This window comes from Massilia sp. TWR1-2-2 (assembly GCF_049897565.1).
Taxonomy (GTDB): Bacteria; Pseudomonadota; Gammaproteobacteria; order Burkholderiales; family Burkholderiaceae_D; genus JAFCUW01.
Map to the genome: position 1 here is coordinate 62,311 of NZ_JAFCWM010000004.1, position 26,846 is coordinate 89,156.

30 protein-coding genes are annotated in these 26,846 nt (G+C 65.4%); 19 read left to right on the forward strand and 11 right to left on the reverse strand.

Translation table 11 applies throughout. From position 1 onward, the window contains the following. The first annotated feature begins 6 nt into the window (after positions 1 to 6). The 3 genes from ACP7DD_RS05205 to ACP7DD_RS05215 all read left to right on the forward strand — a co-directional run bounded on the left by ACP7DD_RS05205 (position 7) and on the right by ACP7DD_RS05215 (position 3,772). The gene (locus ACP7DD_RS05205) at positions 7 to 414 is read left to right on the forward strand and encodes a response regulator (RefSeq protein ID WP_426173643.1); all 408 of its coding nucleotides are present in this window, start codon (positions 7 to 9) and stop codon (positions 412 to 414) included. A 596-nt stretch (positions 415 to 1,010) separates the two neighbouring features. After that, positions 1,011 to 1,337 carry a hypothetical protein gene (locus ACP7DD_RS05210; RefSeq protein WP_426173645.1) on the forward strand — a complete coding sequence of 109 codons (327 nt, stop codon included), beginning with the start codon at positions 1,011 to 1,013 and terminating at the stop codon, positions 1,335 to 1,337. Next, on the forward strand, positions 1,286 to 3,772 hold the full coding sequence (locus ACP7DD_RS05215) for a two-component system response regulator (RefSeq protein WP_426173646.1): 2,487 nt from the start codon (positions 1,286 to 1,288) through the stop codon (positions 3,770 to 3,772). Before ACP7DD_RS05210 ends, ACP7DD_RS05215 begins: the two co-directional genes overlap by 52 nt. Before the next feature lie 3 nt (positions 3,773 to 3,775). Here the strand turns inward: ACP7DD_RS05215 and ACP7DD_RS05220 are convergent, their stop codons facing one another. The 5 genes from ACP7DD_RS05220 to ACP7DD_RS05240 form a co-directional block, all read right to left on the reverse strand. Beyond that, positions 3,776 to 4,720 carry a diguanylate cyclase gene (locus ACP7DD_RS05220; protein ID WP_426173647.1) on the reverse strand — a complete coding sequence of 315 codons (945 nt, stop codon included), beginning with the start codon at positions 4,718 to 4,720 and terminating at the stop codon, positions 3,776 to 3,778. Beyond that, entirely contained in the window at positions 4,720 to 8,529 is a 3,810-nt protein-coding gene (locus ACP7DD_RS05225; protein ID WP_426173648.1) for a response regulator, read from the reverse strand. The genes ACP7DD_RS05220 and ACP7DD_RS05225 overlap by 1 nt, the downstream gene beginning before the upstream one ends. A gap of 5 nt (positions 8,530 to 8,534) precedes the next feature. Continuing rightward, a complete protein-coding gene (locus tag ACP7DD_RS05230; RefSeq protein ID WP_426173649.1) occupies positions 8,535 to 9,536 on the reverse strand; it encodes an ABC transporter substrate-binding protein in 1,002 nt (333 codons plus the stop codon). A gap of 84 nt (positions 9,537 to 9,620) precedes the next feature. Beyond that, complete coding sequence (locus ACP7DD_RS05235) at positions 9,621 to 10,367, reverse strand: PAS domain-containing protein (RefSeq protein WP_426173650.1); 747 nt, start codon at positions 10,365 to 10,367, stop codon at positions 9,621 to 9,623. Further along, complete coding sequence (locus ACP7DD_RS05240; RefSeq protein ID WP_426173651.1) at positions 10,364 to 11,179, reverse strand: alpha/beta fold hydrolase; 816 nt, start codon at positions 11,177 to 11,179, stop codon at positions 10,364 to 10,366. Before ACP7DD_RS05240 ends, ACP7DD_RS05235 begins: the two co-directional genes overlap by 4 nt. 331 nt (positions 11,180 to 11,510) lie before the next feature. Here ACP7DD_RS05240 and ACP7DD_RS05245 point away from each other — a divergent pair, with 331 nt between their 5' ends. The 14 genes from ACP7DD_RS05245 to ACP7DD_RS05310 all read left to right on the forward strand — a co-directional run bounded on the left by ACP7DD_RS05245 (position 11,511) and on the right by ACP7DD_RS05310 (position 22,329). Next, positions 11,511 to 12,074 carry a DUF302 domain-containing protein gene (locus tag ACP7DD_RS05245; protein ID WP_426173652.1) on the forward strand — a complete coding sequence of 188 codons (564 nt, stop codon included), beginning with the start codon at positions 11,511 to 11,513 and terminating at the stop codon, positions 12,072 to 12,074. Positions 12,075 to 12,200: 126 nt separating this feature from the next. Then, complete coding sequence (locus tag ACP7DD_RS05250; protein WP_426173653.1) at positions 12,201 to 12,569, forward strand: ArsR/SmtB family transcription factor; 369 nt, start codon at positions 12,201 to 12,203, stop codon at positions 12,567 to 12,569. Between the two features lie 106 nt (positions 12,570 to 12,675). Continuing rightward, positions 12,676 to 14,028 (forward strand): sulfite dehydrogenase, encoded by a 1,353-nt coding sequence (gene soxC, locus ACP7DD_RS05255; RefSeq protein WP_426173654.1) that lies wholly within the window; start codon positions 12,676 to 12,678, stop codon positions 14,026 to 14,028. After that, positions 14,012 to 15,070 (forward strand): c-type cytochrome, encoded by a 1,059-nt coding sequence (locus ACP7DD_RS05260; protein ID WP_426173655.1) that lies wholly within the window; start codon positions 14,012 to 14,014, stop codon positions 15,068 to 15,070. The genes soxC and ACP7DD_RS05260 overlap by 17 nt, the downstream gene beginning before the upstream one ends. Before the next feature lie 25 nt (positions 15,071 to 15,095). Continuing rightward, a complete protein-coding gene (locus ACP7DD_RS05265) occupies positions 15,096 to 15,530 on the forward strand; it encodes a pseudoazurin (RefSeq protein ID WP_426173656.1) in 435 nt (144 codons plus the stop codon). 43 nt (positions 15,531 to 15,573) lie between these two features. Next, on the forward strand, positions 15,574 to 16,035 hold the full coding sequence (gene soxY, locus ACP7DD_RS05270) for a thiosulfate oxidation carrier protein SoxY (protein WP_426173657.1): 462 nt from the start codon (positions 15,574 to 15,576) through the stop codon (positions 16,033 to 16,035). 45 nt (positions 16,036 to 16,080) lie between these two features. After that, entirely contained in the window at positions 16,081 to 16,392 is a 312-nt protein-coding gene (soxZ, locus tag ACP7DD_RS05275; protein WP_426173658.1) for a thiosulfate oxidation carrier complex protein SoxZ, read from the forward strand. A 65-nt stretch (positions 16,393 to 16,457) separates the two neighbouring features. Next, positions 16,458 to 17,264, forward strand: coding sequence for a sulfur oxidation c-type cytochrome SoxA (gene soxA / locus ACP7DD_RS05280; protein WP_426173659.1), 807 nt, complete (start codon positions 16,458 to 16,460; stop codon positions 17,262 to 17,264). A 19-nt stretch (positions 17,265 to 17,283) separates the two neighbouring features. Further along, positions 17,284 to 17,898, forward strand: coding sequence for a sulfur oxidation c-type cytochrome SoxX (soxX, locus tag ACP7DD_RS05285; protein ID WP_426173817.1), 615 nt, complete (start codon positions 17,284 to 17,286; stop codon positions 17,896 to 17,898). Positions 17,899 to 17,933: 35 nt separating this feature from the next. After that, positions 17,934 to 19,649, forward strand: coding sequence for a thiosulfohydrolase SoxB (gene soxB / locus ACP7DD_RS05290; RefSeq protein WP_426173818.1), 1,716 nt, complete (start codon positions 17,934 to 17,936; stop codon positions 19,647 to 19,649). Beyond that, on the forward strand, positions 19,646 to 20,287 hold the full coding sequence (locus tag ACP7DD_RS05295; RefSeq protein ID WP_426173660.1) for a rhodanese-like domain-containing protein: 642 nt from the start codon (positions 19,646 to 19,648) through the stop codon (positions 20,285 to 20,287). Before soxB ends, ACP7DD_RS05295 begins: the two co-directional genes overlap by 4 nt. Positions 20,288 to 20,339: 52 nt before the next feature. Then, positions 20,340 to 20,843 (forward strand): thioredoxin, encoded by a 504-nt coding sequence (locus ACP7DD_RS05300; RefSeq protein ID WP_426173661.1) that lies wholly within the window; start codon positions 20,340 to 20,342, stop codon positions 20,841 to 20,843. Positions 20,844 to 20,862: 19 nt separating this feature from the next. Next, positions 20,863 to 21,870 (forward strand): MBL fold metallo-hydrolase, encoded by a 1,008-nt coding sequence (locus ACP7DD_RS05305; RefSeq protein WP_426173662.1) that lies wholly within the window; start codon positions 20,863 to 20,865, stop codon positions 21,868 to 21,870. A 30-nt stretch (positions 21,871 to 21,900) separates the two neighbouring features. Next, a complete protein-coding gene (locus tag ACP7DD_RS05310) occupies positions 21,901 to 22,329 on the forward strand; it encodes a DsrE family protein (protein WP_426173663.1) in 429 nt (142 codons plus the stop codon). Positions 22,330 to 22,336: 7 nt separating this feature from the next. On the opposite strand, the gene ACP7DD_RS05315 is transcribed toward ACP7DD_RS05310, so the two are convergent. Genes ACP7DD_RS05315 through ACP7DD_RS05340 form a run of 6 tightly spaced genes read right to left on the reverse strand, consistent with a single transcriptional unit; the run spans position 22,337 to position 25,716 of the window. Further along, complete coding sequence (locus ACP7DD_RS05315) at positions 22,337 to 22,972, reverse strand: SAM-dependent methyltransferase (protein WP_426173664.1); 636 nt, start codon at positions 22,970 to 22,972, stop codon at positions 22,337 to 22,339. Next, the gene (locus tag ACP7DD_RS05320; protein ID WP_426173665.1) at positions 22,962 to 23,663 is read right to left on the reverse strand and encodes an MBL fold metallo-hydrolase; all 702 of its coding nucleotides are present in this window, start codon (positions 23,661 to 23,663) and stop codon (positions 22,962 to 22,964) included. Before ACP7DD_RS05320 ends, ACP7DD_RS05315 begins: the two co-directional genes overlap by 11 nt. A gap of 35 nt (positions 23,664 to 23,698) precedes the next feature. Further along, positions 23,699 to 24,499, reverse strand: a complete 801-nt coding sequence (locus ACP7DD_RS05325; protein ID WP_426173666.1) for a sulfite exporter TauE/SafE family protein — start codon at positions 24,497 to 24,499, stop codon at positions 23,699 to 23,701. An 11-nt stretch (positions 24,500 to 24,510) separates the two neighbouring features. After that, positions 24,511 to 24,945 (reverse strand): YeeE/YedE family protein, encoded by a 435-nt coding sequence (locus ACP7DD_RS05330; RefSeq protein ID WP_426173667.1) that lies wholly within the window; start codon positions 24,943 to 24,945, stop codon positions 24,511 to 24,513. A 10-nt stretch (positions 24,946 to 24,955) separates the two neighbouring features. After that, entirely contained in the window at positions 24,956 to 25,387 is a 432-nt protein-coding gene (locus ACP7DD_RS05335; protein ID WP_426173668.1) for a YeeE/YedE family protein, read from the reverse strand. Continuing rightward, complete coding sequence (locus ACP7DD_RS05340) at positions 25,384 to 25,716, reverse strand: metalloregulator ArsR/SmtB family transcription factor (protein WP_426173669.1); 333 nt, start codon at positions 25,714 to 25,716, stop codon at positions 25,384 to 25,386. Before ACP7DD_RS05340 ends, ACP7DD_RS05335 begins: the two co-directional genes overlap by 4 nt. A 107-nt stretch (positions 25,717 to 25,823) precedes the next feature. On the opposite strand from ACP7DD_RS05340, the gene ACP7DD_RS05345 reads away from it, so the two are divergent. Continuing rightward, positions 25,824 to 26,264 carry a DUF302 domain-containing protein gene (locus ACP7DD_RS05345; RefSeq protein WP_426173670.1) on the forward strand — a complete coding sequence of 147 codons (441 nt, stop codon included), beginning with the start codon at positions 25,824 to 25,826 and terminating at the stop codon, positions 26,262 to 26,264. A gap of 261 nt (positions 26,265 to 26,525) precedes the next feature. Further along, positions 26,526 to 26,798, forward strand: a complete 273-nt coding sequence (locus ACP7DD_RS05350; RefSeq protein ID WP_426173671.1) for a hypothetical protein — start codon at positions 26,526 to 26,528, stop codon at positions 26,796 to 26,798. Positions 26,799 to 26,846 lie beyond the last annotated feature (48 nt).

Consider the following 26,846-nt stretch of genomic DNA (forward strand, 5'->3'; position numbering starts at 1 on the left):
CTTCCCATGGATGACAACCGGATCACCGTGTACATAATTGACGACAATGAAATGGCGCGCTCTTTGCTGCACATGATCGTCCAGGGCGAGCAGTTCAACGTCATCGGCAGCGCCGCCGGCGCCGCCAGCGGCCTGGCCGGTGCGCTGGCGCTGCGGCCCGACATCGTCTGCCTCGATATCCAGATGCCCGATGGCGATGGCCTCGACCTGCTCGAGACGTTTTCGCGTCGCCTGCCGCGCACGGTGGTCCTGATGGTGACAGCATGCAATGACGTCACCAGCGTGCAAGCGGCGTTCAAACGCGGCGCGAAGGGATTCATCCTCAAACCGTTTACCAGTGGCACCGTGCTCGACAAGCTTGAGACGGCAGCGAAGTTGCTGGCGGCGCCAAGCGGGGGTGGCGCGCGCGGCTGACCGGCACAGCATGCCATGGGGCGTCACTGGTACTGACTTGTAACCATGAGTGTGGCAAATCGACATCAGTTTCCACCAGCGTGCGCCCAGCAACCCTGTACACGCCGGCGCCATTGCGCTACTATTTGTATCTTTTTGATCTGCACCAACTGCGGTCCCCAAGCTCTGGGCCGCGCACGACTGACGCACAACGGCGCCATCGTCGAACCACCCCGGCCCGCTGTGCTGGCAAGCGCGTTTCGCCTGACAAACCCCAGTTTTCCCCTTTGGCCGCTCGCTGCCGCGGTCGCCGCGCGGCTGGCCGCGGCCGTCACAGTCGATCGCAGTGCTTGCAGTTCGTGCCGTATTTCCAGGCGCAGTGCGATGCATCGGGCAACGTCTCGGGCGCCGAGCTGCTGCTGCGCTGGCACGATCCAGTTTGCCTGCTGGGCCGGGCAGTCCTCGACCGCACGGTTGACCGTGGCGGTCGATGTCAGCGCCGCGCAATTGCGCGCCCTGGAATTCGTGGCGCTGATAGAACTGGCTCTTGCCCGCGTCGGCGCCGATCCGCACCTGCTCAACCTGGAGCTGACGGAAAGTATTTTGCCCGGTCGTTTGTGCGCGACATCACCAGCAGCGCCAGCGACAGGGCGATCGTGCACAGCATCGTCAGCCCGACCGATAGCCTGGCGTTTGCGGTGATGGCGGAAGGGGTAGAAACGCTGGCGCAGCTGGTGGTGCCCAGGGAGCTTGGCCGCGATGATTTCCAGGGCTGTCTGCTGGGCGGAAAATTGTTAGCCAAAGCGACGAATCGGGCTGGAATTGTTATACAATTAATAGTATTTTCGGGGCGAATGCCGCGGCGGATAGCGGGTCGCAGCGTAAGGACGACATGCATACAGTTGTTTCAAAATCGCAAGGCAGCAACCGCGGCGAAGCGCTGATTCTCATCGTCGACGACGTTGCGGCGAATATCACCTTGTTGGGCAAGGCGGTCGAGGGCCTGGCGCAGGTCGTGTTCGCCACCGACGGGATCGCCGCGCTCGAACTGGCATTCAGTCGCGCGCCCGACGTGATCCTGCTCGACATCGAGATGCCGGGCATGGATGGGTACGCCGTCTGCAAGGCGCTGAAGGCGTCGCCGCGCACGGCCGGCTGCGCCATCATCTTCGTCACCGGCCACGACAGCGCGGTGCACGAACTGGCATCATTGAACGAAGGCGCGGTCGATTTTGTGCAAAAGCCGTTCAACCTGGCGGTGGTGCGCGCGCGCGTGCGCACCCATCTGGAACTGGGCGAGCGCACCCGCCAATTGCGCCTGGCCCGGCACGACCTGATGGACCTGGTGCATTCGCTGCCGGCCTTCGTCGCCTTCTGGGACGTCGCTTTTGTCAACCGGTTCAGCAACGACCGCGATGGCCGCTGGTTCGGTGTGCCGGCCTCGGCGATGCGCCTGCGTCCGCTGGCAGCAGTGGTCGGGCCGGACAACGCGGCGCTGGTCATCGCCCATGCTGTTGCGCTCGACGATGGTGGCGAAGCGCAGTTCGAAATGTGCGTGCAACATCAAGGCCAGCAGCGCTGTTGCCATGCCGCGCTGGTGTGCCGCATGCGCGAAAAGGGCCGCCGCGGCTATCTGCTGCTGCTCACCGACGTCAGCGCCAGGAAGCTGGCCGAGCTGGCACTGCGCGAAGAGAAGGAGAAATTCCGCGTGACCTTGAATTCGATCGGCGACGCGGTCATCGCCACCGATGGCGACGCCAGGGTCACCTTCATCAATCCGGTTGCCGAACTGATGACGGGATTTTGCGCCGGCGAGGCGCTCGGTCTGGCGATCGAGACGGTCATGCCGCTGTGCGACGGCGCCAGTGGCGAGCCGAGTGTCAATCCGATCCGCATCGCGCTGCGCGAGAACCGCATCGTCGGCATGGCCTTCGATTCTCAACTGATCGGCCGCGCCGGCCGGCGCTACGCGGTGGAAGACTCGGCCGCGCCGATCGTCGACGCCGACGGCAACCGCAGCGGCGCCATCATCGTGTTCCACGATGTCAGCGAGGCGCGCGCGATGGCGTTCAAGATGACCCACCTGGCCCAGCACGACGCGTTGACCGATTTACCCAACCGGGTGCTGCTGCGCGACCGCACCAGCCAAGCGTTCGAACATGCCAGCCGCTCGGGCCATCGGGTGGCGCTGCTGCTGCTCGACCTGGACAATTTCAAGGCCATCAACAGTGCCATCGGCCACACCATCGGCGACGCCTTGCTCAAGCAGCTGGCCGAGCGCCTGCGCACATTCCTGCGCGTTAGCGACACCATCAGCCGCCAGGGCGGCGACGAATTCGTGATCCTGATCCCGGCCCTCGAGGAAGTCGCCTACGCCGACCAGGTGGCGCGCGATCTGCTGGCGCTGGTGGCGGCGCCGCTATACCACGATGGGGTGCGCTATGACCTGACCGCGAGCATCGGCCTGAGCCTGTATCCGGACGACTGCAGCGACCAGGATGCGATGTATCGCCATGCCGATGCGGCGATGTACAAGGCGAAGCAGGATGGCAAGAACCGTTACCATTTCTTCGCCTCGGAAATCGAGGAAAGCCTGCTGGCACGCAACGCGCTCGACCGCGACCTGCGCATCGCGCTCGACGAGGCGGAGTTTTCGATTGCTTACCAGCCCAAGGTGGACGCCCGCAGTGGCCGCATCGTGGGGGGCGAAGCGTTGCTGCGCTGGTGTCGCGCCGACGGCGTGCACGTGTCGCCCGCCGACTTCATCCCGCTGGCCGAGGAGACCGGCATGATCGTGCAGATCGGCAGCTTCGTGCTCGAGCAGGTGTGCCGCGACCTGGCAGCGCTGGTTGCCGCCGGTTGCCCGACGCGCATCAGCATCAACATCTCGGGCCAGGAGTTCCAGGAGGAGGGCTTCGCCGCCCGCATCGGCGCCGCGCTCGAAGCGGGCGGCATCGCGCCGGCGCTGCTGGAGCTCGAAATCACGGAAGGCACCTTGATGCGCGACATCGATCGGTCGCGCGCCAATCTGCTGCAACTCAAGCGCACCGGTGTGATCATCAGCATCGACGATTTCGGCACCGGCTACTCGAGTCTGGCGTATCTGAAAAATTTCCCGATCGACGTGCTCAAGATCGATCAGTCGTTTGTCCGCGACATGCTCAGCAACACCCAGGACGCCTCGATCATCTCGGCCATCATCCACCTGGCCGGCAGCCTGCGCATCGCGCTGGTTGCCGAGGGCGTCGAACAGGAGGGCCAAGCCGATGCGCTGATGGCCATGGGATGCAACACCATGCAAGGCTACCTGTACGCCCGGCCGATGGCGCTGGCGTCGTTCTGGCCGATGCTGCTGGCCGGCCAGGTACCGGCGCGCTAGCCGTTACAGGGACGCGCCGCAGACGCGCGCGCGGCCTTCCCGCTTGGCGCGGTACAACTGCGCATCGGCCGCCTGCACCAGCGCAGTCTCGTCGAGCTGGCGCGGCGCGGCGATGCCGGCGACGCCGACGCTGACGGTGACGATGCCGCCGAGCGCCGCATCGGCGTGTTCGAGCGCCAGCGCGCGCACCGCCGCCTCGATCTCGGCCGCCTTCATCAGCGCGCCCTCCAGGGCGGTATCGGGCAACAGGCAGGCAAATTCCTCGCCGCCATAGCGCGCCGCCAGGTCGTGCGGGCGGCGCATCGCCGCCTTGATCGCCCCCGCGACCGCGCGCAGGCAGACGTCGCCCTGCTGGTGGCCGTAACGGTCGTTGTAGCGCTTGAAGTGATCGACGTCGATCATGATCAGCGACAGCGGCTGCTTGCTGCGCCCGCAGCGCCGCCACTCGCTGCCAAGCACCGTGTCGAACTGGCGCCGGTTGGCGACGCCGGTCAGGCCATCGACCAGCGCCATCATGCGCAGCAGGTCGGCCTGGCGCTTGAGCGTGAGCTGGGTGTGGACCCGCGCCCGCACCACGGTGGCGTGGAACGGCTTGGCGATGAAGTCGACCCCGCCCACTTCGAAACCCTGGACCTCGTCGAGCGGATCGGCGTTGCCGGTGACGAAGATGATCGGGATGTCGCAGTTGCGCGGATCGCTCTTGAGCAACGCGCACAGCGCATAGCCGCCCATGCCAGGCATCACGACGTCGAGCAGGATCAGGTCGGGCGTGCGCCTGGCGCAAAATGCCAGCGCGTCGGCGCTGTTGACGGCCATGCACACTTCGTAGCGGTCCTTGAAGATCGCATACAGCGTCTGGATATTGCTCGGCTGGTCATCGACCACCAGCAGCAGCGGCGGTGGCGCATCGATGACGATCGGGTCGGACAGAAAATGAGACTCTTGCATCAGGTCGATCCCTCGCGAAGGTAGTTGCTATGGGTCCGCGCCGCGCGGAAGTCCAGCGCGGCCATGGCGCCGGCCAGACGGTCCAGGCGATCGCCGAGATGGGCGCCGTAGTCGGCCTGCAGTGTACCGAACACGGTCAGGGCGCGCATGCTGGCCTGGTCGAGCAAGGGATCGAGCTCATCGAGGCAGGCGGCGAGGCCGGCGATCGAGCGTGACGGCGCCGGCGCCGCCGGCGCGGGGCGGTTCGCCTGTTCGATCAAGCGCAATTCAGTCTGGATGGCTGCCACCGCCGTGCCAATCGTCGTCAACGTGCCCGCGCAGTCGACCTGCTCGGGCGATGTGCGCAGTTGCTGTTCGAGCGTTCCGGCGAAATGGTGCAGGTCGTCGGCGCCGATCATGCCCGCCGCGGTCTTGTAGGAGTGCAGGCGATCGGCCGCCTGTTTCCATGCGCGCCCGGCAAAGCAACAGGCCAGTTCTTCGATCAGCGCATCCGATTCGGCGGCAAAAATGCCGCTCAGGCTAAAATAGATCGAGGTATCGCCGCCGAGGCGGCGCACGGCAAGGTCGAAATCGATCGCGCTGTCCTTCGGCCGCGGCAAGCGCGGCGGGCCAGCCGGCGCGGCCGGCGGCTGCTCCGGCGCAGCCCGGCAGTGCTGCAACAGCGCCGCGACGACGCGGTCGAGGTCGATCGGCTTGCTCAAATGGTCGTTCATGCCGGCCGCCAGCGACAACTCGCGGTCGCCCTGCATCGCGTTGGCCGTCATCGCCAGGATCGGCAACTGCCGGCCGCGCGGATCGGCGCGGATGGCGCGGGTGGCCTCGTAGCCGTCCATGTCCGGCATCTGGATGTCCATCAGCACGGCATCGAACGGCGCCAGCGTTGCCAGCGCCAGCTGCACCGCGGCGGCGCCGCCATTGGCCACCGTGACGAGGGCGCCGCGCTTGGCCAGCAGTTCGCGCGCCACTTGCTGGTTCAGCGGATTGTCGTCCACCAGCAACAGCCGCAGCCCGGCCAGCGGCGTGGCCGGCGTGCCGCTGCCGGCCGGCGCCGCCGGCGCCGCCCTCGGGCCGGTCGCTTCCTGGATCGCATCGATGAGCATCGGCGCGGTGACCGGTTTGACCAGGAAGCCGTGCGGCAGGATGCTGGCCTGCTGCATCCGCTCGGACAGCTCGGCGCGCCCGCTCGCGGTGACCATGATCACCACCGGCAGCTCGTCGGCGCCGCACTGGCGGGCGATCCTGCCGGTGAGCTCCCAGCCATCCATGCCGGGCATGCGCCAGTCGACCAGGATGACGTCGTAGCGCGCCGCTTGCGCCAGCATGGCGAGCGCCTGCGGGCCATCGGCGGCGCAGTCGGCGCGCCAGCCGAGCGCCTCGACCATGCCCGACAGCACTTCGCGCGCGGCGCCGTTGTCGTCGACGATCAGCACGCGCAGGGTGTTGCCGGCGCGCGCGATCGGCAACATCCCGCGCGGCGCCGACACGTCGCCCGGTGCCGTTGCCGGCAGCGCCAGCGCGAAGCTGAACCTGCTGCCGTGGCCCGGGCGGCTCGCCACGTCGATCTCGCCTCCCATCAGCCGCACCAGCCGCTGGCTGATCGCCAGTCCCAGCCCGGTGCCGCCGAAGCGGCGGGTGGTCGATTCCTCGGCCTGGCTGAACTGGTCGAAGATCGTCTCGAGCTTGTCGGCGGCGATGCCGATGCCGGTGTCGCTGACGGCAAACACGATCAGGCCATCGTCGCTGTGGCCGATCGACAGGCGCACTTCGCCGCGGGTGGTGAACTTGATGGCGTTGCCGGCCAGGTTGATGAGCACCTGGCGCAGCCGCATGGCATCACCGTAGAGGTGGCGCGGCAAAGCCGGATCGACGCTCAGGATCAGTTCGAGATGCTTGTCGCCGACCAGCGCGCCGAGCATCGACGACAACTCGGCCGTCAGGGCCGCGAGGTCGAAATTGTGTTCCTCGAGCTGCAGTCCGGCCGCTTCGATGCGCGACAGGTCGAGGATGTCGTTGAGCAGCGCCAGCAGCGACCTGGCCGCGCCCAGCGTCTTGCTCGTATAGTCGCGCTGGATCGCCGTCAGCTCGGTGTACTCCAGCAACTGCAGCATGCCGATCACCGCATTCATCGGGGTGCGGATTTCGTGGCTCATGTTGGCCAGGAACTGGCTCTTGGTCTGGCTGGCGGCCTGCGCGGCGTCGCGCGCGGCGATCAGTTCGCGCTGGCGCGCCTTGTCGATGCCGATATCCTTGGCCATGCCGAGGTAGCCGATCACGGCACCGGCGTCGTCGCGCACCGCCGACATGGTCAGGCTGACCGTCAGCGCGCTGCCATCGTTGCGCCGATAGGTCCATTCGCGCGATTCCGAACCGCCGCCCATGACGGGCGCGAAGACGGCACTGTACAGGCTGGGCAACGGGCCCAGGCTGTCGCCCAGACTGTCGACGCGCGCGAGCAATTCGGCGCGATCGTGCAGCAACTCGGGGGTGCTGGCGCCGACCAGTTCGTCGGCGCGGTAGCCGAGCATGCGTTCGGCGCCAGGGCTGAACAGGGCAATGGTACCGGCCGTGTCGGTCAAGATGATGGCAAAATCGCGCGCCGCATCGACCACGCCGCGCAGTTGCGCCAGCGCTGCCGCCTGGCCGGCCTCGGCCTCGCGCAGTGCGGTGACGTCGCTGACGAAACCGTAAAACCCCTTGACGACGCCGTCGGCGATATCGGGGATGTAGGAAAACAGCGCCTGGCGCTGCTGGCCGTCGTGCAGGTCGACGAGCGATTCAAACAGCGCCGTTTCACCGCGCATGACGGCGCGCACGCGCGGTTCGTGCAGGGCGAAGCGGCGGCGCCCGACCAGGTCGACCATGCGCATCCCCTGCACCTGTTCCGGCGCCAGGCCGAGCCAGTCGTACGAGGCGCGGTTGGTGAAGCGGTTGACCAGTTCGGCATCCCAGTAGACCACCAGCGCGGGGGTGTGATCGATCACGGTCTGGACGTCGGCGCGCGCGCGCGCCAGGTCGGCCATGCTCGCCTGCAGGGCCTGCTGCGCCAACTCGCGCTGGACAATTTCTTCCCGCATCAATGCCTGCGTGCGCACGAGCTGGTCGGTCATGCCGTTGAAGGTGCTGGCCAGGAAACCGAGTTCGTCGGCCAGCGGCAGCCGCACGCGGGCCGCCAGGTCTCCCGACGAGACCGCTTCCATGACATCTTTCAGGATTTCGATCGGGCGCAGCACGCGGCGCCGGATGGCCAGGCTGCCGAGCGCGATCAGGCTGCCCAGCATCACCACGTTGAGCAGCATCAGCGTCGACAGCAACTGCTGTGAGCTGCCCAGCTCCTCGCGGCTCAGGCGCGTCAGCGCGAACGCATCGTCCGCCATTTCCTGGGTGACCAGGAACAGCGCGTTCATGATCGCCGGGGCGTGTTGCGCGCTGGCGGCGCCGCCACTGACCAGTGGGGCGATCCCGGGACGGGCCAATCTGGCGTACAGGCGCTGGATCACTTCGAGGTTGCTGTACTGGCGCGCCAGCAGTGCGCGCGCCGGCGCCGAGTCCTGGTCCAGGGCTGCCAGGGCGGTGCGGAAACTGCCGATCCGTGCGCGCCACTGCGCTTCGGACCGGTCTTCCTGGTAGAGCGCCGTTTCCATGGCCAGGTAGCGGAACTGGGCGGTCGCACGGGCGACCACCTCGGCCTTGCCGGCTTGCGCGGCCGCATCGCGCGCCAGCGCGCTGGCGTACAGCGTGAACGCCAGGCACAGCGCGATAGCGACGCTGGCGGCAAGGATGAACCAGTTGGTTTGGCGGTGCAAGGTCATGGCGCTTACCGGATCAGCTTGATGGCGGCCGGTTGCGCCAGTGACAGCGGCCGCACATCGATCGCGTCGAGATAGTTGGGCACCTCGCCTGCCGCAATCAGGCCGCGTTTCAAGGCCCAGCGGGTCTGGTCGTCGAGCGAGAGCAGCAGCGACTGGTCGAGCGAGAGCGTATAGTCGCCGGCGCGAAACGAGGCCGCCAGTTGCTGCGGCTGCATCCCGATGGCGCGCGCGATCAGCGCCTGCGCGTCGGCCGGCTGTTCCTCGATGGTCGCCACGGCGTCGGCCAGCGCGTCCAGCGCGCGCCGCACCCGCTGCGGATGGGCGTCGAGGAATTGCCTCTTTCCCACCAGCACGAAGCGGTAGACGAACATGTCTGGCTCCATCAGCACGGTGGCATTGGCGCCGTGTTCGGCCTGCATCCGGTTCAGCAGCGGATTCCAGGCGGTCAGCGCGTCGACCCGGCCGCTGCGCAGCGCCTCTTCGAACTGGGCTGGCTGGAGCTCGACGATCTTGACGGCGGCGTCGGGAATGGCGTGCATGGCGAGCAGCTTGTCGAGGAAGTACTCGGCGTTGGTACCCTTGACCGTGCCGACCGTCTTGCCGGCGATGTCGCCCGGCGTTCTGATGCCGCGGTCGCGCCGGCCCAGCAGCGCCATCGTGTGGCGCGATGCGAATACGGTGGCGACGACGGCGATCGGCTGCCCGCTGGCGCGCGCGAACATGAAAGGGACGTCGGCCACCAGCGCGAGGTCGGCCTTGTCGTCGAGCACCGACTGCAATGCTTGCTTGCCCAGCATGAAAGACTGCACCGTCAACGCCAGCTGCCGGCGGCTGAAATAGGCCTTGTCGCGGGCGACGAACACGGCGCCGGCGCTGATCTGGATGGGGATGGCAATGGTGATCGCCTCGGCCGGCGCGGCATGGCCGCGCTGCCACGCAAACCAGCCGACACCGATCGCGGCGCCGGCCAGCAGCAAGGGGACAGCAGCGCGCGATAGTGATGGCATCTTCATTCCTGGCAGGGTGGGTGCGAATTGTTGCTTGCGATTATACGTGGCGCAGCGCGCTGGCAGCAGTAATTTCGTCGCCCCTCAAGGCGCGGCAATCGGGCGCTGTTCGACCAGGAAGCAGCCATCGAAGATACCCGCTTTCGAGCGGCTCGACAGATAGCGCACCGACCACGCAGGGCGGCCCGTCAGCGCCACCGCCAGCGCCGCCGAGCTTGGCGCGGCGCCGGTCAGCGCCTGTTGGACTGCTTGCCGGTGCATGGCACGCGCGTCCGGCTCGATCAGTGCGGGCCATGCGCTGTAGTCGAGCTTGGCATGGTGGTCTCCAAGCAGGGCGGCGAAGCGCGCGTTGCTGAACTTGCAACGGCCCGACACGTCGAGGAAGGCCAGCGCCCGTCCGCTCAGGTCGGCGACGGCATGGGTGAAATGATCGCTTCCCTCCAGCGCGCGCGTGCCGGCTTCGGCGCGGTTGCGTGCCTTGATCAGTTCGGCCTCGAACAGGCTGCGCTCGCGGGCGACGAACATGACCCAGGTGTAGCCGGCGCGCGCGCCATCGCCGCTGGCGTTGACCATCACCGGGATGCGGGTCGCATCGGCGGCGCGCAAGTGCAGGTAGATTTCGCGCACTGCGCCCTCGCGCAGCAGCATCGGCCAGACGTGGGTCTGCAGGAAAATGCGGCTCGCCGGCGGCAGCAGCTGGTCCATCGGCGCGTCCGGGCGCACCGGCGAAGCGGGGCCGAGGATGCGCATCAATTCGGCATTCATCCGGACAATCTTGCCGTCCCCGTCAGTGTGCAGCACGGCGCAGGGAAGCTGGTCGAACGGGTTCATCGACTTGGCGCCACCAGGCTGTCGGCGGTCAGCGACAAATACGGGCGCATCGCCGCCACCACCAGGTCCGGGTGGCTCATGTGGGCGCAGTGCCCGCTGACGTCGAGCACTTGCAGCCGGCTGTTGGCCATGTGGGCATGCAGGTAGTTGCCCACGGCGAGTGGCGCCAGCGCGTCGTGGCGATGCTGCAGCAGCAGTGACGGAACCGTCACCGCGGCGAGGTCGGCGCGGTTGTCGGCGAAGAACGTTGCCCGCGCAAATGTCCGGGCGGCGAGCGGATCGGTTGAACAAAAGCTCGCCGCCAGTTCCGCGCCGGTCGATTCGGCCTGCGCGGCGCCGGCCACTACCGGCGCCAGATACTGCGCCCAGCCGATATAGTTCTGCTCCATCATGTCGAGCAGGGCGGCGAGGTCTTCGCGCTCGAAGCCGCCGTAATAGTCGGGAGGATCATTGAGGAAGCATGGCGACGGAGCGATCAGGATCATCCGCTCGAACAGGGCTGGGCGGGCGATCGAGGCGAGCAAGCCGATGCTGCAGCTGACCGAGTGGCCGACAAAGCGCACCCCTTCGGTCAGGCCGAGCGCATCGCAGACATCGAGCAGGTCCTGCACATAACCGTCGAGACTGGCATAGCGCCGGACATCGAACGGCGCGCCGCCGGCGCCACTGCCGGTGTAGTCGAACAGCACCTGGCGGTACTCGCCGAACGCGCCGCTGACCTTGTGCCACATCGCCTGGTTGCAGCCGAAGCCGTGGGCGTACAGCATCGTCGGGCCATCATTGCCGACGACGGTGACACGATTGCGTTTCAAGATGTCATTCATGTGCGTCCTGTTGCGCAAACGTGCGCGGGCGAAGGTAGTATGTGGGCCGCTTGCTTCGGTGCGCGGTCGACCCGGGTTTGGTGACGCAGTGCCGGAGTCGGTTCAACAGCGGCACCAACTGGTGCCGCTTGACGCACGATTCTAACCCAACGTCTTGCGCAATGGAAACTAGTTTGCCAGGGTTATCAAACCGAACCAGCACGGGGACACTCAGGACGCTCGTTCACGGATCGGCAGATGCTGGCAAGGCGATGGTTATAGTATAGTTCGCGGCAGGCAACCCGTCTAACCTCCCGCTCGATTCATCCCTATGCGCGCAATGTTGTTGGTCCGATCTTTGTTTGCCGCCGCCGCGGTTGTCGCGCTGGCCGGTTGCTCGACGTTGCGCGTTGTCGCCGATGCCGAAAGCGGGGCCGGAAAAGAAGCTGCTGCAGTCTTTTCACGCTGGGTCGATTCCGGTGGCGATGTCGCCAGCGCCGCGGCGTGGTCGCGCAAGGTCAAGGCAGGGGTGACGGTGGCCGAGATCGAGGAGGCCTTCGCCGGCGTGGCCGTCGAGCATAACGTGCGCCCGGTCGGCGAGCTGTCCATCTCCAATGAGCTCGCTGCGCGTTCCGGCCAGACGGGGCGATTTCTCAAGGTGTATTCCTACTGCGACCCGGCCACCGCGCGCCTGATGGTCGATTTCAGCCCGGCCATGGCGGTGTTCCTGCCGTGCCGGATTGCGCTCGTCGAGCAGGAGGACGGCTTGTGGATCCACACCATGAACATGGACATGCTGATCAAGATGGGCCGCAAGATGCCCCCCACGGTGCGTGACGCGATCGGGCGGGTGCGCCTGACCTTGCGCGCGATGCTCGAGCGCGGCGCCAACGGCGAGTTCTAGCCAGTTCTGACGCGCCGGCGACTGTGGCGAATCGATCATCTTTTGCACTGCAACATCGAAGTTGCTTGTTAATTCGGCGCAAATTTGGTTATATGCGTACTTGATCATATGATTGAATGCGCACCGATGAAGGATGATCTCAACAGCGAGCAGATGAAGGAAGTGTTCGAGGAAGTTTCACACTACTTTTTTCTCCTGTCCGAGCCGACCCGGCTAAAGATTCTGTATGCGTTGTGCAACGGCGAACAGCCGGTCGGCGCAATCGTCAAGGAAATTGAAGCGAACCAGGCGAACGTGTCGCGCCAGCTCAACATGCTGTACCAAGCCCGCATTCTGCAGCGGCGCAAGGATGGCGCCCAGGTGTATTACCGGATCGAGGACCAGAATGCGATCGAACTGTGTCAGGTGGTGTGCAAGCAGATGGTGGAAAAGGTTGTCAGTACCAGCCGCCTGATGCAGCCCGCCACGGAAACATTCGTCATCAAGGAAGCATGAAGCTTCTGCCGTTGTCGGTGCGCGGCACGAATATGCATATCTGGCTATATGCGCATTTAGTTGTATGGCAATAGAAAAATATAGAAACATAGTGAGACGCCAACCGATGACAAATTTGATCCGTAAAGCCGGTCGCCTGCTCAAGGCGCCTGAAAATTTCCTGACCGCCCAACAGATCGACGAGGTCAACCGCGGGGGCCTCGATGCAGGCCGGCGCGGGTTCATGCGGCGCAGCTTGCTTGCCGCCGGCGCCACACTGGCCGCCGGCAGCAGCGTCGCGCAACGCATCAATGAAGGTGACCCCAACATCCTGGTGCTGCCCGAGCATGCGCGCACCCTCGGCAAGCCGGTTGCCGCGAATCCCTACGGCGTGCCGTCCTCGTTCGAGACGAACTTGCTGCGGCGCGAGTCGCCAGGCCTGACGCGCGTGTCGGCCGCGTCGGTCGCATTTACGCCTTTGCAAGGCCTGTTCGGCATCATCACGCCTTCCGGCCTGCACTTCGAACGCCATCACCAGGGCTGGCACGATATCGATCCTGCCAAGCACCGGCTGATGGTCAACGGCATGGTGCGCAATCCAAAGGTCTACACGATGGACGACCTGATGCGCATGCCGTCGGTGTCGCGGATGCATTTCATCGAATGCGGCGCCAACACGGCGATGGAGTGGGGCAATGTGGCGGTGCCGTCGGTGCAGTATTCGCATGGCATGCTCAGCTGCAGCGAATTTACCGGGGTGCCGCTGTCGGTGCTGCTGGAGGACTGCGGCTTTGACAAGCGCAATGCGAAGGTGGTGCTGGCCGAGGGTGCCGACGGCTCGTCGATGACGCGCACCATCCCGATCGACCGCGCCCTCGACGACGTGCTGGTGGCCTGGGGAATGAACGGCGAAATGCTGCGCCCGGAGAATGGCTATCCGCTGCGGTTGGTCGTGCCCGGCGTGCAGGGTGTGTCGTGGGTGAAATGGCTGCGTCGCATCGAAGTGGGCGACCAGCCCTACGCGAGCAAGGACGAAGCGATCCACTACATGGATGCGATGCCGGACGGCTCGTTCCGCCAGTACACCTCGATCCAGGAATGCAAGTCGGTCATCACCAGCCCGTCGGCCGGCCAGCGGCTGCTCGACACCGGCTTTTACAACATCACCGGCCTGGCGTGGTCGGGCCGCGGCAAGGTCAAGCGGGTCGACGTCTCGGTCGACGGCGGCAAGAACTGGCGCACGGCGCGCCTGGAAACGCCGGTGCTGACCAAGTGCCTGACGCGCTTTAACATCGACTGGGACTGGCATGGCGATACTGCCGTGCTGCAGTCGCGCGCGATCGACGACACCGGCTACGTGCAGCCGAAGATCAATGAACTGCGCGCGGTGCGCGGCACCCGCTCGATCTATCACAACAACGCCATCCAATCCTGGCAGGTGGCGCCATCGGGGGAGCTAGCCAATGTCCAGGTCTACTAAATTGGCGCTGGCCGCGCTGGCCGCCGCATTGTTTGGCGGCGCCGCCGGCGCCGCCGCGCCGCTGACCAACCTCGGCCGCACGGCCACGCCGACGGAAGTGGCGGCCTGGGACATCGACGTGCGCCCGGACTTCAAGGGTTTGCCGAAAGGTTCGGGCAGCGTCAGCGCAGGCATGAAGGTGTGGGAAGGCAAATGCGCGTCCTGCCACGGCACGTTCGGCGAATCGAATGAAGTGTTCACGCCGATTGTCGGCGGCACCAGCGCCGCGGACATCAAGAGCGGCCGGGTGGCGTCGTTGACCGATGGAAAGCAGCCGCAGAAGACCACCTTGATGAAAGTGGCCACCGTGTCGACGCTGTGGGACTACATCAACCGGGCGATGCCATGGACGGCGCCGAAGTCGCTGACGACGGACGAGGTGTACGCGGTGACCGCGTACATCCTGAACATGGGCGAGATCGTCGCTGACGATTTCGTGCTGTCCGACCAGAGCATCGGCCAGGCGCAGGCGCGCATGCCAAACCGCAACGGCATGACGACGCAACATGGCATGTGGGAAGTGCGCGGCAAGCCCGACGTGGCCAGCAAGGCGTGCATGAAAAATTGTCCGGTCGGAGAGGCGGTTCGCTCGACGCTGCCGGAGCCGTCGCGTAATGCGCACGGCAACCTCAGCCAGCAGAACCGTACGTTCGGCGCGGTACGGGGCGTCGACACCAGCAGGCCGGCGCCGCAGGGCAAGCTCGAACGTCACGCCGCGCCGGCGCCGGTGGTGGCCGCGGCAGTCGCGCATCCGGCCATGGCGCTGCTGCAAAACAACGCCTGCCTCGCCTGCCACGGCGTCAACACCAAAGTGATGGGGCCGAGCTTTGTCCAGGTGGGCGACAAATACCGTGACGATCCTGCCGCCGCTGCCACACTGCTCGCCAAATTGAGACTCGGCAGCAGCGGCGCATGGGGGCCGATCCCGATGCCGCCGCAGTCCCATGTGAATGAAGAAGATGCGAAAACGCTGGTCAAGTGGATCCTCGGCAGCGCGAAATAGTCAGTAGTTTTTTAATGGAGAAATGATGAAGAAATTGGTATTTGCCTTGACGTTGTCGATCGCATGCGGAAGTATCTTCGCTGCAGAGCACCAGGTAAAGATGCTCAACGCCGGCGCCGACGGTGCGATGGTGTTCGAACCGGGCTTCCTGCGCGTGGCGAAGGGCGACACCGTCAAGTTCATCAAGACCGACGCCTCGCACAACAGCGCGGCGCTGGCCGTGCCGGCCGGCGCGCAGGCATGGAAAGGCAAGATGGACGAGGAAATCGCCGTCACGCTGAACCACGAAGGCGTGTACGTGTATGCCTGCGACCCGCACAAGATCATGGCGATGGCCGGCGTGATTCAGGTCGGCAAGCCGGTCAATCTGGCCGAGGCGCAAAAACAGGCGGACGTCCTGTCGAAGAGCTTTGTCATGAACAAGGACCGCCTGTCGAAATACATGGCGCAGGTCAAATAACTATCGCGCTCATCGGCGGTATCAACTAATTTTTGGAGGAACTATGAATCAGAGTCGGCGCGATGTAATGCGGATTTCGGCGGTATTGGGTGCGGCGTTCGCGGCAGGGGTGCTCAGCCCCAAGGATGTATTTGCCGCGGAGTGGAGCCAGAAGGTGTTTGACGCCAAGAGTTTGGCCGACGCCGTCAAGGCCTTGGGCGGCGACAAGTTCGAACTGAGTTCGGACGTGTCGATCACCGGTCCTGACATTGCCGAAAACGGCGCGGTGGTACCGGTATCGGTCGCCAGCAAGGCGGCCGGCACCGACTTCATGGCGATCCTGGTCGACAAGAATCCGAGTGCGATGTCAGCCAGCTTCAACATCCCGCCCGGTACCGAGGCGGCGGTGACGACGCGCGTGAAAATGGGGGCGACCTCGAACGTGCACGCGCTGGCGCGCGCCAACGGCAAGTGGCTGGTCGCTTCCAAGGAAATCAAAGTGACGCTCGGCGGCTGCGGCGGCTAAGACGTCCGGCAAAGAACTGCGAACCAACATACAAAGGATATAGAAATGGGTAACCCAATGCGTATTCGCGCCAGCATGGCTGGCGACGTTGTCGAAGTAAAGATCCTCATGCGGCACGACATGGAAACCGGCCAGCGCAAAGACGCGACAGGCGCCGTGGTGCCGGCGCACTACATCAAGACGCTGGTGGCAAAGCACAAGGACAAGGTGGTCTTCGACGCCAGCTTCGGGCCTTCCGTATCGAAGGATCCATTCCTGTCGTTCAAGTTCAAGGGCGCCGCCGCCGGCGACAAGGTCAGCGTGACGTGGATCGACACCGCCGGCGACACCCGCACCGACGAAGGCACGGTCAGCTGACCGCCACCGTTCAACCGCAACAACCCAGTGCGGCGCCCGACCGCACGATCAATGAAGGAGACGACATGACCAGCAATCGATTTGGCTTGACCGCCGCCGCGCTGCTATGCGCCGCGGGCGCCGCCTTGGCCCAGAGTTCTGCGACCGACGAGATCGCCAAGTACCGCCAGATGCTGGCCGACGGCAATCCGGCCGAGCTGTGGGAAATGCGCGGCGAGGAACTGTGGAAAACCAGGGCCGGGCCAGCCAAGGCCAGCCTCGAACGCTGCGACCTCGGTAAAGGCGCCGGCGTGGTCAAGGGCGCCTACGTCGAACTGCCGCGCTTTTTCAACGATACCGGCACCGTGATGGACCTGGAGCAGCGGCTGATTCACTGCCGCATGACCTTGCAGGGCATCAGCCGCGAGGAAGCGGTCAGGCAGCCGTTCGGCGCCGCCGGCAAACAGTCGAATATCGAAGCGCTGGTCGCCTACGTCACGTCCGAATCGCGTGGCATGAAAATGGCCGTGTCGACCGCGCATCCGCTGGAAAAACGGGCCTACGAGGCCGGCAAGCAGATGTTTTATTATCGCGGCGGCTCGCACGACTTTGCCTGCGCCACCTGTCACTCGTCCGACGGCCAGCGGATCCGCCTGCAGGAGCTGCCGAATATCCTCAACAAGGCCAACGCGCAGGCTGCCTATACGACCTGGCCGGCCTACCGCGTGTCGCAAGGAGAGGTGCGCACCATGCAGCACCGCTTGAATGACTGCTTCCGCCAGCAGCGCTTCCCCGAGCCGGTGTACGCATCGGAAGTGATCACCGCGATCACGATGTTCCTGGCCAAGAATGCCGACGGCGGCGTGTATGCCGGCCCGGCCCTGAAACGATAAGGAGGCGCACATGACCCCGATGAAGAAAACACTGATTGCCTTGCTCGGCGGCGCCACGCTGGCCGGCTGCGCCACCATTGCCGCTGAGCCAGACTACCGCCGGGTCGCGCTCGACCTGATCAAGCAGGACTTCCGCACCAAGGGCCCGGCGACGCTGGAGCGCGTGACGGTGCGCGACGAAGCGCAGCAACTGTGCAGCGAATTTGCCACCGAGCGCAGCAGCGAAGTCAACAGCCGGATCGAGGCGAGCCAGATGCAGACCATCAAGGCCCCGGCGAATGGCAAGTACCTCGGCAGCTGGCAGGAGGGCGAGAAGATTGCCCAGAGCGGACGCGGCATGCAGTCGTCGGACGCGCTCGGCGCGGCCAACGGCGGCAATTGCTATGCGTGCCACCAGATCACCAAGCAGGAGATTTCGTTTGGAAATATCGGCCCGAGCCTGTACCAGTACGGAAAAATCCGCGGCAACAGCGAAGAGATGCTCAAGTACACCTGGGGCAAGATCTACAACGCCCAGGCATACGCGGCGTGCTCGAACATGCCCCGTTTCGGCCACAACGGCATCTTGACCGAGGCGCAGCTGCAGGACGTCATGGCGCTGTTGCTCGACCCCGCATCGCCGGTCAACAAATAACCGCTCGCACAGCAAAACAAGGAATCACGATGGGAATGAATCGGCGCGAATTTGCGCAACTGATGGGGATCGCCGCCGCCGGCGGCCTGCTGCTCAACGCGAAGTCGGCGCTCGCTGCCGGCACCGCCGCCGGCAACCTGTACGACCTGCCGCGCTTTGGCAATGTCCACTTGCTGCATTTCACCGATTGCCACGCGCAACTGATGCCGGTGCATTTCCGCGAGCCCAGCGTCAACCTTGGCGTCGGCAGCGCGGCCGGGCGCATTCCGCACCTGGTCGGCGAGCAGTTGCTCAAGCAGGTCGGCCTGAAGCCGAACACGCCGCAGGCCCATGCATTTACCTCGCTCAATTTCGAGCAGGCCGCCCGCACTTACGGCAAGGTTGGCGGCTTCGCCCACCTGGCGACCCTGGTCAAGCGCATGCGCGCCGGCCGGCCCGGCGCCCTGCTGCTCGACGGTGGCGACACCTGGCAAGGGTCAGGCACGGCGCTGTGGACCAACGGCCAGGATATGGTCGACGCCTGCCTGGAACTGGGCGTGGACGTCATGACGGCGCATTGGGAAATGACGCTGGGCGACAAGCGGGTGCAGGAAATCGTCAACAAGGACTTCAAGGGCAAGGTCGACTTCGTCGCGCAGAACGTCAAGACCAGCGACTTCGGCGACCAGGTGTTCGCTCCTTACGTCATCAAGGAAATGAACGGCGTGCCGGTGGCGATCATCGGCCAGGCGTTTCCCTACACGCCGATCGCCAATCCGCGCTACCTGGTGCCCGACTGGAGCTTCGGCATCCAGGAAGAGAACATGCAGAAGATGGTCGACGAAGCGCGCGCCAAAGGCGCGAAGGTCGTCGTGGTGCTGTCGCACAACGGCATGGACGTCGACCTCAAGATGGCCTCGCGCGTGCGCGGCATCGACGCCATCATGGGCGGCCATACCCACGATGGCGTGCCGGTGCCGGTGATCGTCGCCAACGGTGGCGGCAAGACGCTGGTGACGAACGCGGGAAGCAACAGCAAGTTCCTCGGCGTGCTCGATTTCGACGTGCGCGGCGGCGCCGTGCAGGGCTTCCAGTACCGCCTGCTGCCGGTGTTTTCGAACATGCTGCCCGCTGACGCGGGCATGAGCACGTTGATCAAGAAGGTGCGCGCGCCGTACGAGGCGAAGCTTGGCGAGAAGCTGGCGATGACCGAGGGTACGCTGTATCGGCGCGGCAACTTCAACGGCACCTTCGACCAGTTGATCATCGATGCGCTGATGGACGTCAAGGGCGCCGACATGGCGTTCTCGCCGGGGTTCCGCTGGGGCACGTCGTTGCTGCCGAACAGCCCGATCCTGATGGAGCACCTGATGGACCAGACCGCGACGACCTATTCGTACAGTACCTTGACGAACATGAGCGGCAGCACGATCAAGACCGTGATGGAGGATGTGGCCGATAACCTGTTCAACAAGGATCCGTATTACCAGCAGGGCGGCGACATGGTGCGCGTCGGCGGCATGACCTACGCCATCGAGCCGGATGCGGCAATGGGCTCGCGCATCAGCGACATGCGTCTCAACGGCAAGCTGATCGAGGCCGGCAAGACGTACAAGGTGGCAGGCTGGGCGCCGGTGGCGGAGGGCGCGCAGGGCGAACCCGTGTGGGACGTCGTGGCGCAGTGGCTCAAGGCGCACAAGACCGTCACGCCGCGCAAGCTCAATACACCGCGCCTGATCGGCATGCAGGGCAATGCCGGGATGCTGGCGTGAACGCCAGGCCTGACCGCCGGGCCAGCCAGCGCATGCGCGTCCGGCGCTGGATAGTTGCCACCTGCGCCACGCTGGCGCTGGCGCACACGCAGGCGCAAGCGGTCGAGGCAACCGTCGTTCCTGTCATCAAGCAGACCACGGCCGGCCGCTATCTCGACGCGCGCGAAGCGTATGCCCTCAAGCAGAAGATGGGAACGAAGGCATTCTTCGTCGACGTGCGCACGCGCTACGAGGTCGCGTACCTCGGCATGCCGACCGTCGCCGATGCCAACATCGCCTACGTCGAGCATCCGGACGATGCGCCGTGGGACGACAAGGCGGGCCGCTTCAAGCTCGAGGTCAACAGCGACTTCGGGCCGGAACTGGCGCGGCGGATGGCGGCCAAAGGACTCGGCAAGGGCGATGTCGTCATCGTCATGTGCCGTTCGGGAGACCGCAGCGCGCGCGCCGCCAACCTGCTGTCCCAGCTCGGGTATGCGAGCGTATTTAGCGTCGTCGACGGCTTCGAAGGCGATGTCGCCACCAGCGGGCCAAGGCAGGGCCAGCGGGTGGTGAACGGCTGGAAGAACGCCGACCTGCCATGGAGCTACAAGCTCGATAAGGAACGCATGACGATGACAAGGCTGTCGAGTGAATAGCGCGCCCGGATCCTGCCCGTCATCGAAGCGGCCGCGTTCTGGCAGGCGTGCAGTGCGCTTGCTGGCCGGTTGGGCGATGTACGCCGCCTTCGCCGGCAGCGCCGAAGCGGCCGCCAAGCCGGCGCTGGCAGCGCCGGTGGACCTGCGCGCCGACGGCGCGCTCGCTGCAAAGAGCGGCAACCCGCTGGTCGTGTTGTTCTCGCTGCCAGCGTGCCAGTATTGCGACGTCGTACGGCGCAATTACCTGGCGCCGCTGACGCGCTTGCCGCGGGCGGCGGACCGCCTCGTCGTGCGCGAACTGGAGTTGACCGCGACGACGCCGTTGGCCGGGTTCAACGGCGAGCAATCCAGCGGCAGCGTGCTGGCGGCGCGCTATGGCTTGCAGGTGGCGCCGGCCGTCGTCATGCTCGACCGCGAGGGCAAGTTGCTGGCGCCGCCACTGCTCGGCGGCGACGTCTCCGGCATGTACGGTGCCTACCTCGACCGGGCGGTCGGCGAAGCGCGCGCCAAGCTGGCGGGCGCCGCTTCGGCACGCCCCGGCGATCCCCCACACTAACCATCGGAAAAGAGCCTGCATGAACAACGAAAACGTCGCACTGTCAGGGGGCGCCATGCGCATGAGCCGTCGTTGGTTTGCCAGCCTGGCAGCGGCGCTGCTGGCTTGTGCCGCCGGCACCGCGTCGGCGCAGCCGCGCACGCTCGCGCCAGTGAAGGTCTCGCCCCACGTGTACTACTTCCATGGCCATACCGGCATGGCCGATCCCGCCAACCAGGGTTTCATGTCGAATGCGGGCTTCGTCGTCACGCCGGACGGCGTGGTGGTATTCGATGCGCTCGGCACGCCGGCGCTGGGCGAGGCGATGGTGAGCGCGATTCGCAGAATCACCGCGCAGCCGATCCGGCGCGTCATCGTCAGCCATTACCATGCCGATCATTTTTACGGGCTGCAAGCGTTCAAGGCGGTTGGGGCGGAAGTATGGGCGCACGAAAACGGCCGCCAATATCTGTCGTCCGATATCGCGCCATCGCGCCTGGCGCAGCGCAAGGCCGACCTGAAGCCGTGGGTCGACGAGAAAACGCGGCTGGTGCCGGCCGACCGCTGGCTGCATTTCGACGCCGGCAAGACGATTGCGTTCACGCTCGGCGGCGTGCGTTTCCGCGTGCTCGACATGTCCGCCGCCCATTCGCCCGATGACATCATGCTCGCCGTCGATGACGACAAGATGCTGTTCGCCGGCGACCTGTTCTTCACCGGAAGGATTCCATTCGTGGGCGAAGCAGACAGCAAGGTCTGGCTCGGCGCGCTCGACGACATGCTGAAGATTGCGCCGCAAGTGGTGGTGCCCGGTCACGGCGAGGCGTCGCGCGCGCCGCTGAAGGACCTTGAACTGACCCGATCGTACCTGCTGTTCCTGCGCCGGGCGATGGGAGAGGCGGTAGCCGACATGGTACCGTTCGAGGAAGCCTACCAGAAAGCCGACTGGAAACCATTTGCTTCCTATCCGGCATTCGTCCAGGCCAACCGGATCAATGCGTATCAGACCTACCTGCTGATGGAGCGCGAAAGCCTTCTGGCAAAGTAGTACCCCACCACCCAAACACACGGAGTTCCCATGAAAATCGCTCGTACTCTCTTTGCCGTACTGGTCCTCGCATTCGCTGCGTGCTCTGTCGCCGGCGCGGCGGCCAGGGAAGAGAAAGTCGTCTATCACATGAATGACGGCAGCAACCCGATGGCCGCGTTGAACAATATCCGCAATCACCTCAACGCCAGTCCCAAGGCGAAGATCGTGGTGGTCACGCACGGTCCCGGCATCGACTTCCTGCTCGACGGCGCACAGGACAAGAACGGCAATCCGTATGACGCGGTGGTGCAGGAGTTGGCCAACCGCAGCGTGCAGTTCCGTGTCTGCAATAACACGCTGGAGACGCGCAAGATCGACCGCAAGCGCGTGATACCCGAGGCGACGATCGTGCCCTCCGGCGTTGCCGAAGTGAGCCGGTTGCAGGCGCAAGAAGGCTACGCCTACATCAAGCCATAGCTGTTTGTCACGCGCTGCGCTTGCGCGCCACCATGCCCAGCAAGGCGGACGGGCCGACATGCCCGCTGCCTTCGTCGAGCACGGCGTCGTACTCACGCAGTTCGACGATCTCGAGCGCGGCAAACGCTTGCCGCATCATGTCGCCGGTGTACAGGTGGTCCAGCAAGCCTGGGCCGCCGGTCTTGTAGTCGAGCTGCCTGGGTGTGTAACCCTGCACGATCAACCGGCCGCCCGGCTTGAGCGTGGCGACCATGCCGGCAAACAGGCGCCGCCGCATCTCCGGTCCGGCGAACTGGACAAATATTGCGGCGACGACATCGTAGGCCTCCGGTTGCCACGCCCAGGAATCGCAATCACTGACGTGCAGGTTCACCTTGACGCCAGCGCGGCGGGATAGTTCGTCCGCCTTCGCGACGCCGACCGGGGAAATGTCGAAAGCGTCGACCAGCAGCCCTCGCTGCGCCAGCCAGACGCTGTTCCTGCCTTCGCCATCTGCGACGGCCAATGCCGATTGGCCCGCCGCCAGCAGCGCGCGCTGGCGTGCAAGGTATGCATTCGGCGCGCTGCCGAACAAGAAATCGGGGCTGCCAAAGCGCGCATCCCAGGTTCGCGCCGGATCGCTGAAGTCATTCTCATGCGCCATGCGGCAGCCCGAGATTCTGGTTCGCCGGCACCGCGATGTCGATCAGCTTCGGCTTGGGCAGGTCCAGCGCCGCCATCAGCGCGCCAAAATCTTCCTTGCTGCGGTTGGCCAGACGGGCGTTGTGCCGTTTCTCCCAGCCGATCGTCGACACCGACTGGCCCTTGTAGTCGTGACCGGGCCACATGCGCGTGGCATCGGGCAGTGCGAACAGCTTGCCGACGACGCTGTCGAACAGCGCCGCCGAGCTGCCGCTCTGGAAGTCGGTGCGCCCGCAGCCGTCGATCAACAAGGTGTCGCCGGTGAACACATTGCCGCGCCAGACGTAGCTCACGCTGCCCGCGGTGTGGCCAGGCGTATGCAGTACCTCGATCTGCTCATCGGGGCCGAAGCAGATGATGTCGCCATCGTCGAGCTGCACCTCGGCCGGCGTGATGCCGCAGCCCGACGGCACCGCGGCCTGGGCGCCGGTGACCTCGCGCAGCTTGCCCGCCGATGTGACATGGTCGGCGTGCGCGTGGGTTTCGAGCACGAAGGCCAGCGTCAGGCCGAGCCGGTGCAGGTGCGCCAGGTCGCGCTCCCAATGGCGCTCGACCGGGTCGATGATGACGGCCGACTTGTCATCGTCGGCGACCAGGATATAGGTAAAAGTCGATGATTCGGCATCGAACAGCTGGAGAGGATTGACGTTCATCGCGGGTCTCCAAAGAGGCGAGGTTAAGGGCAAGTTCACAAGGCCGACTTGACCAGCATGCCGACGGCAACCGCAGCCGACACGACAGCGAAACCGATCTGCAGCTGGGGGCCGGCCAGGCGCGCCGATACCAGTCGGCCGCCCAGCATGCCGGCGAGGGCGCCGGCCGAAAACGGCAGCGCTACGCTCCATACCATGCCGCCAGTGGCGGCGCTGGCGACGACACCGGTCACCGAGACGAGGGCGATTACCGCCAGCGAGGTCGCCACCACCGATTGCATCGCCAGGTCCGTGTAGCGCTGCAACGCCGGCACCATGACGAAGCCGCCGCCGACACCCAGCAGGCCTGACAGCAGGCCGGCGACGGTGCCCGACAGCGCCAGCGCGCGCGCGCAGCTGCTGGTCCAGATGAAGCGGCCGGTTGCGCCGTCGCGCTGGCAAGGATGCGCGGAGTGCACGTTCGCCGGGACGGCCGCCGGCGGGTGCGTCGCCTGGCGGAATGTGCGAAAGGCCACCAGCAGCAGGATCAGGGCGAACAGGACACTGAGCCAGCGGTTGTCGAGCCGGTGCGCCAGCCACAAGCCGAGCGGCGACAGCAGCATGCCGGACGCGGCGATCAGCATGGCCGCGCGATAGCGCACGATGCCCTCGCGCAGGCCAAGCACAGCGCCCAGCGCTGCCGCCATGCCGACTGCCAGCAGGCCGATCGGGCCAGCCTGGGCGACGCCCATCTGGATGCCGAACACCAGCAGTGGCACCGCCAGGATGCCACCGCCGGCGCCGGTGAGCGCGAGGATGATGCCAACGACGAATCCCAGTCCGAGCACGATCAGCATGGCGTCGTTCCTCAGGCGGCGTGCTTGTGGCGCGACGGCAGGTGTTCCAGCAGTTCGAAGATCACCATGCCGACGATCATTGCCGCGGCAAACATGAGCGGCTCGCTGCCACCGCCGGCGAGCGACGCCAGCGCCGGGCCGGGGCAGTAGCCGGCCAGTCCCCAGCCGGAACCGAAGGCCAGGCTGCCGAGTACCAGGCGGCGGTCGATACGGGTGGCGGTGGGCAATCGCATGACGTCGCCGAGCAGCGACTTGTCGCGCCCGGCGGCGAAGCGGAACGCGACCAGGCCGACCAGGATCGCGCCGCCCATGACGAAACCGAGCGAGGGATCCCAGCGGCCGGCCAGGTCGAGGAAACCGATGACCTTGGACGGATCGGTCATGCCGGAGATGATCAGGCCGATGCCGAAGACCAGGCCCACAGCCAGTGCCATGATGATGTGCATGAGGCGCTCCTTATCCGATGAGGTGGCGAACGATGAAAACGGTCACGAAGCCTGCCGCCATGAAGGCCGCTGTCGCCACCAGCGAGCGTGGCGAGCGTCGCGACAGGCCGCACACGCCGTGGCCGCTGGTGCAGCCGGCGCCATAGCGCGTGCCGATGCCGACCAGCAGCCCGGCGACCACCAGCGTGGCGGTGCTGGCGTCGACCTGCACCGCTGGCAGCGGGGCGAACACGCCATATGCGACAGGGGCGGCGACCAGGCCGAACAGGAATGCGACGCGCCAGGCGATGTCGCCCGCGGGCCATTGCAGCAAACCGCCGAGGATGCCGCTGATGCCGGCGATGCGGCCATTGAACAGCACGAACAGCGTCGCGGCCAGTCCGATTAAGACGCCGCCGGCCAGCGAGGCCCACGGCGTGAAATGTGCCGAATCGATCATCATGATGTTGCTCCGTTCGGATTTTTACAAAACAGTTGGTACAGCACCTCCATCACCGCCATCGCCTCGTCGCTGGCGATGCTGTAGAAGATCTGCTTGCCCTCGCGCCGCGTCGTCACCAGCGCTTCGTCGCGCAGCACGCCGAGTTGCTGAGACAGCGTTGGTTGTTGAATTCCCAGCACGCTTTCAAGGTCGCTGACGCAGAGCGGGCCTTGCGTTAGCTGGCACAGCAGCAGCAGCCGGTCCGGGTTGGCGAGCACTTTCAGCAGGCCGCATGCCTGGGATGCCGCCGCGCGCATTGCGGCGGGGGCGAGCTGGACTGGTTGGTTCATGAGGGATTGCTCCTTGCAGGTTGCCTTGTACGTAGATATTATATTTCATCACAAACTATTATTCAATATAATATAGCGTCAGCGCTGCGGTGACGAACGCAACGACCTTGTCGGCAATCTTGAATGCCGGAAAACCAACATCAACGGAGGAAGAAATGGCAAGCAAATATGGATTCGGCAAGACTGTGGCCTGCGCGTTCGAGCAGGCGATCGAACGTGTCACGGCCGCCTTGCAGGCAGAAGGATTCGGCATCCTGAGCGACATCGACGTCGCCGCCACATTGAAGAAGAAGCTCAACGCGGATATGCCGGCATACCGGATTCTCGGCGCCTGCAATCCGGCGCTGGCGCAGCGCGCGATCCAGGCTGAGCCATCGATCGGGCTGCTGTTGCCATGCAATGTGCTGGTGCGGCAGATCGCCGAGGGGCAGGTGAGTGTCGAATTCATGGATACTGAATCGGTGTTGCAGCTGGTGGACGCAGCGGGCATCGCGGCGCTGGCAAGCGAGGTGCGCCAAAAACTGGAGCGCGTCATGCAAGCGCTCTAGCGCAGGGCCGCGATCGGGCGGGCGCCGCCGGCAGGCGCAGGTGCACGCTCAGGCCGCCACCGTTGCGGTTGACCAATGTCAGTTTCCCACCGTAGCGCTGGACGATCGTATCGACGATCGACAGGTGGCTTGCCCTGCAGCCTTACGAGAAGGTGGGCCTGCAGGTGCGCTGGATCCCTGTCGCCACGCTCGGTCCGACCAGCATGCCGAAGGCGATCGAAGTGCTGGCGGCCGTCGACAAAGTGGCGGCGTTCCGCACAAATGGAAGAAAACCACGGCAAACCGTGGACAGCTTCGGCGCAGGCCGGCGAGGCTGCGCAGCCGGCCGTTGCGGCGGCGATTCGACAGAACGGCGAACTGATGCAGCGGTTCGGCATTGCCGGCACGCCCGGCGTCATCTGGAAGGACAATCAGGGCAAAGTCCAGGTCAAAGGGGGGATGCCGCGCTTGGCTGTATTGCCGGCAATAACCGGGCTGCCTGAACAAAAGAACGACGACAAGGCGCTTGACAAGTTTCGCTGGCGGCGAGGGTAGTTCGGTCAAACAACGGACGAAGCGTACAACTCGCTCAGCCTGCCGACA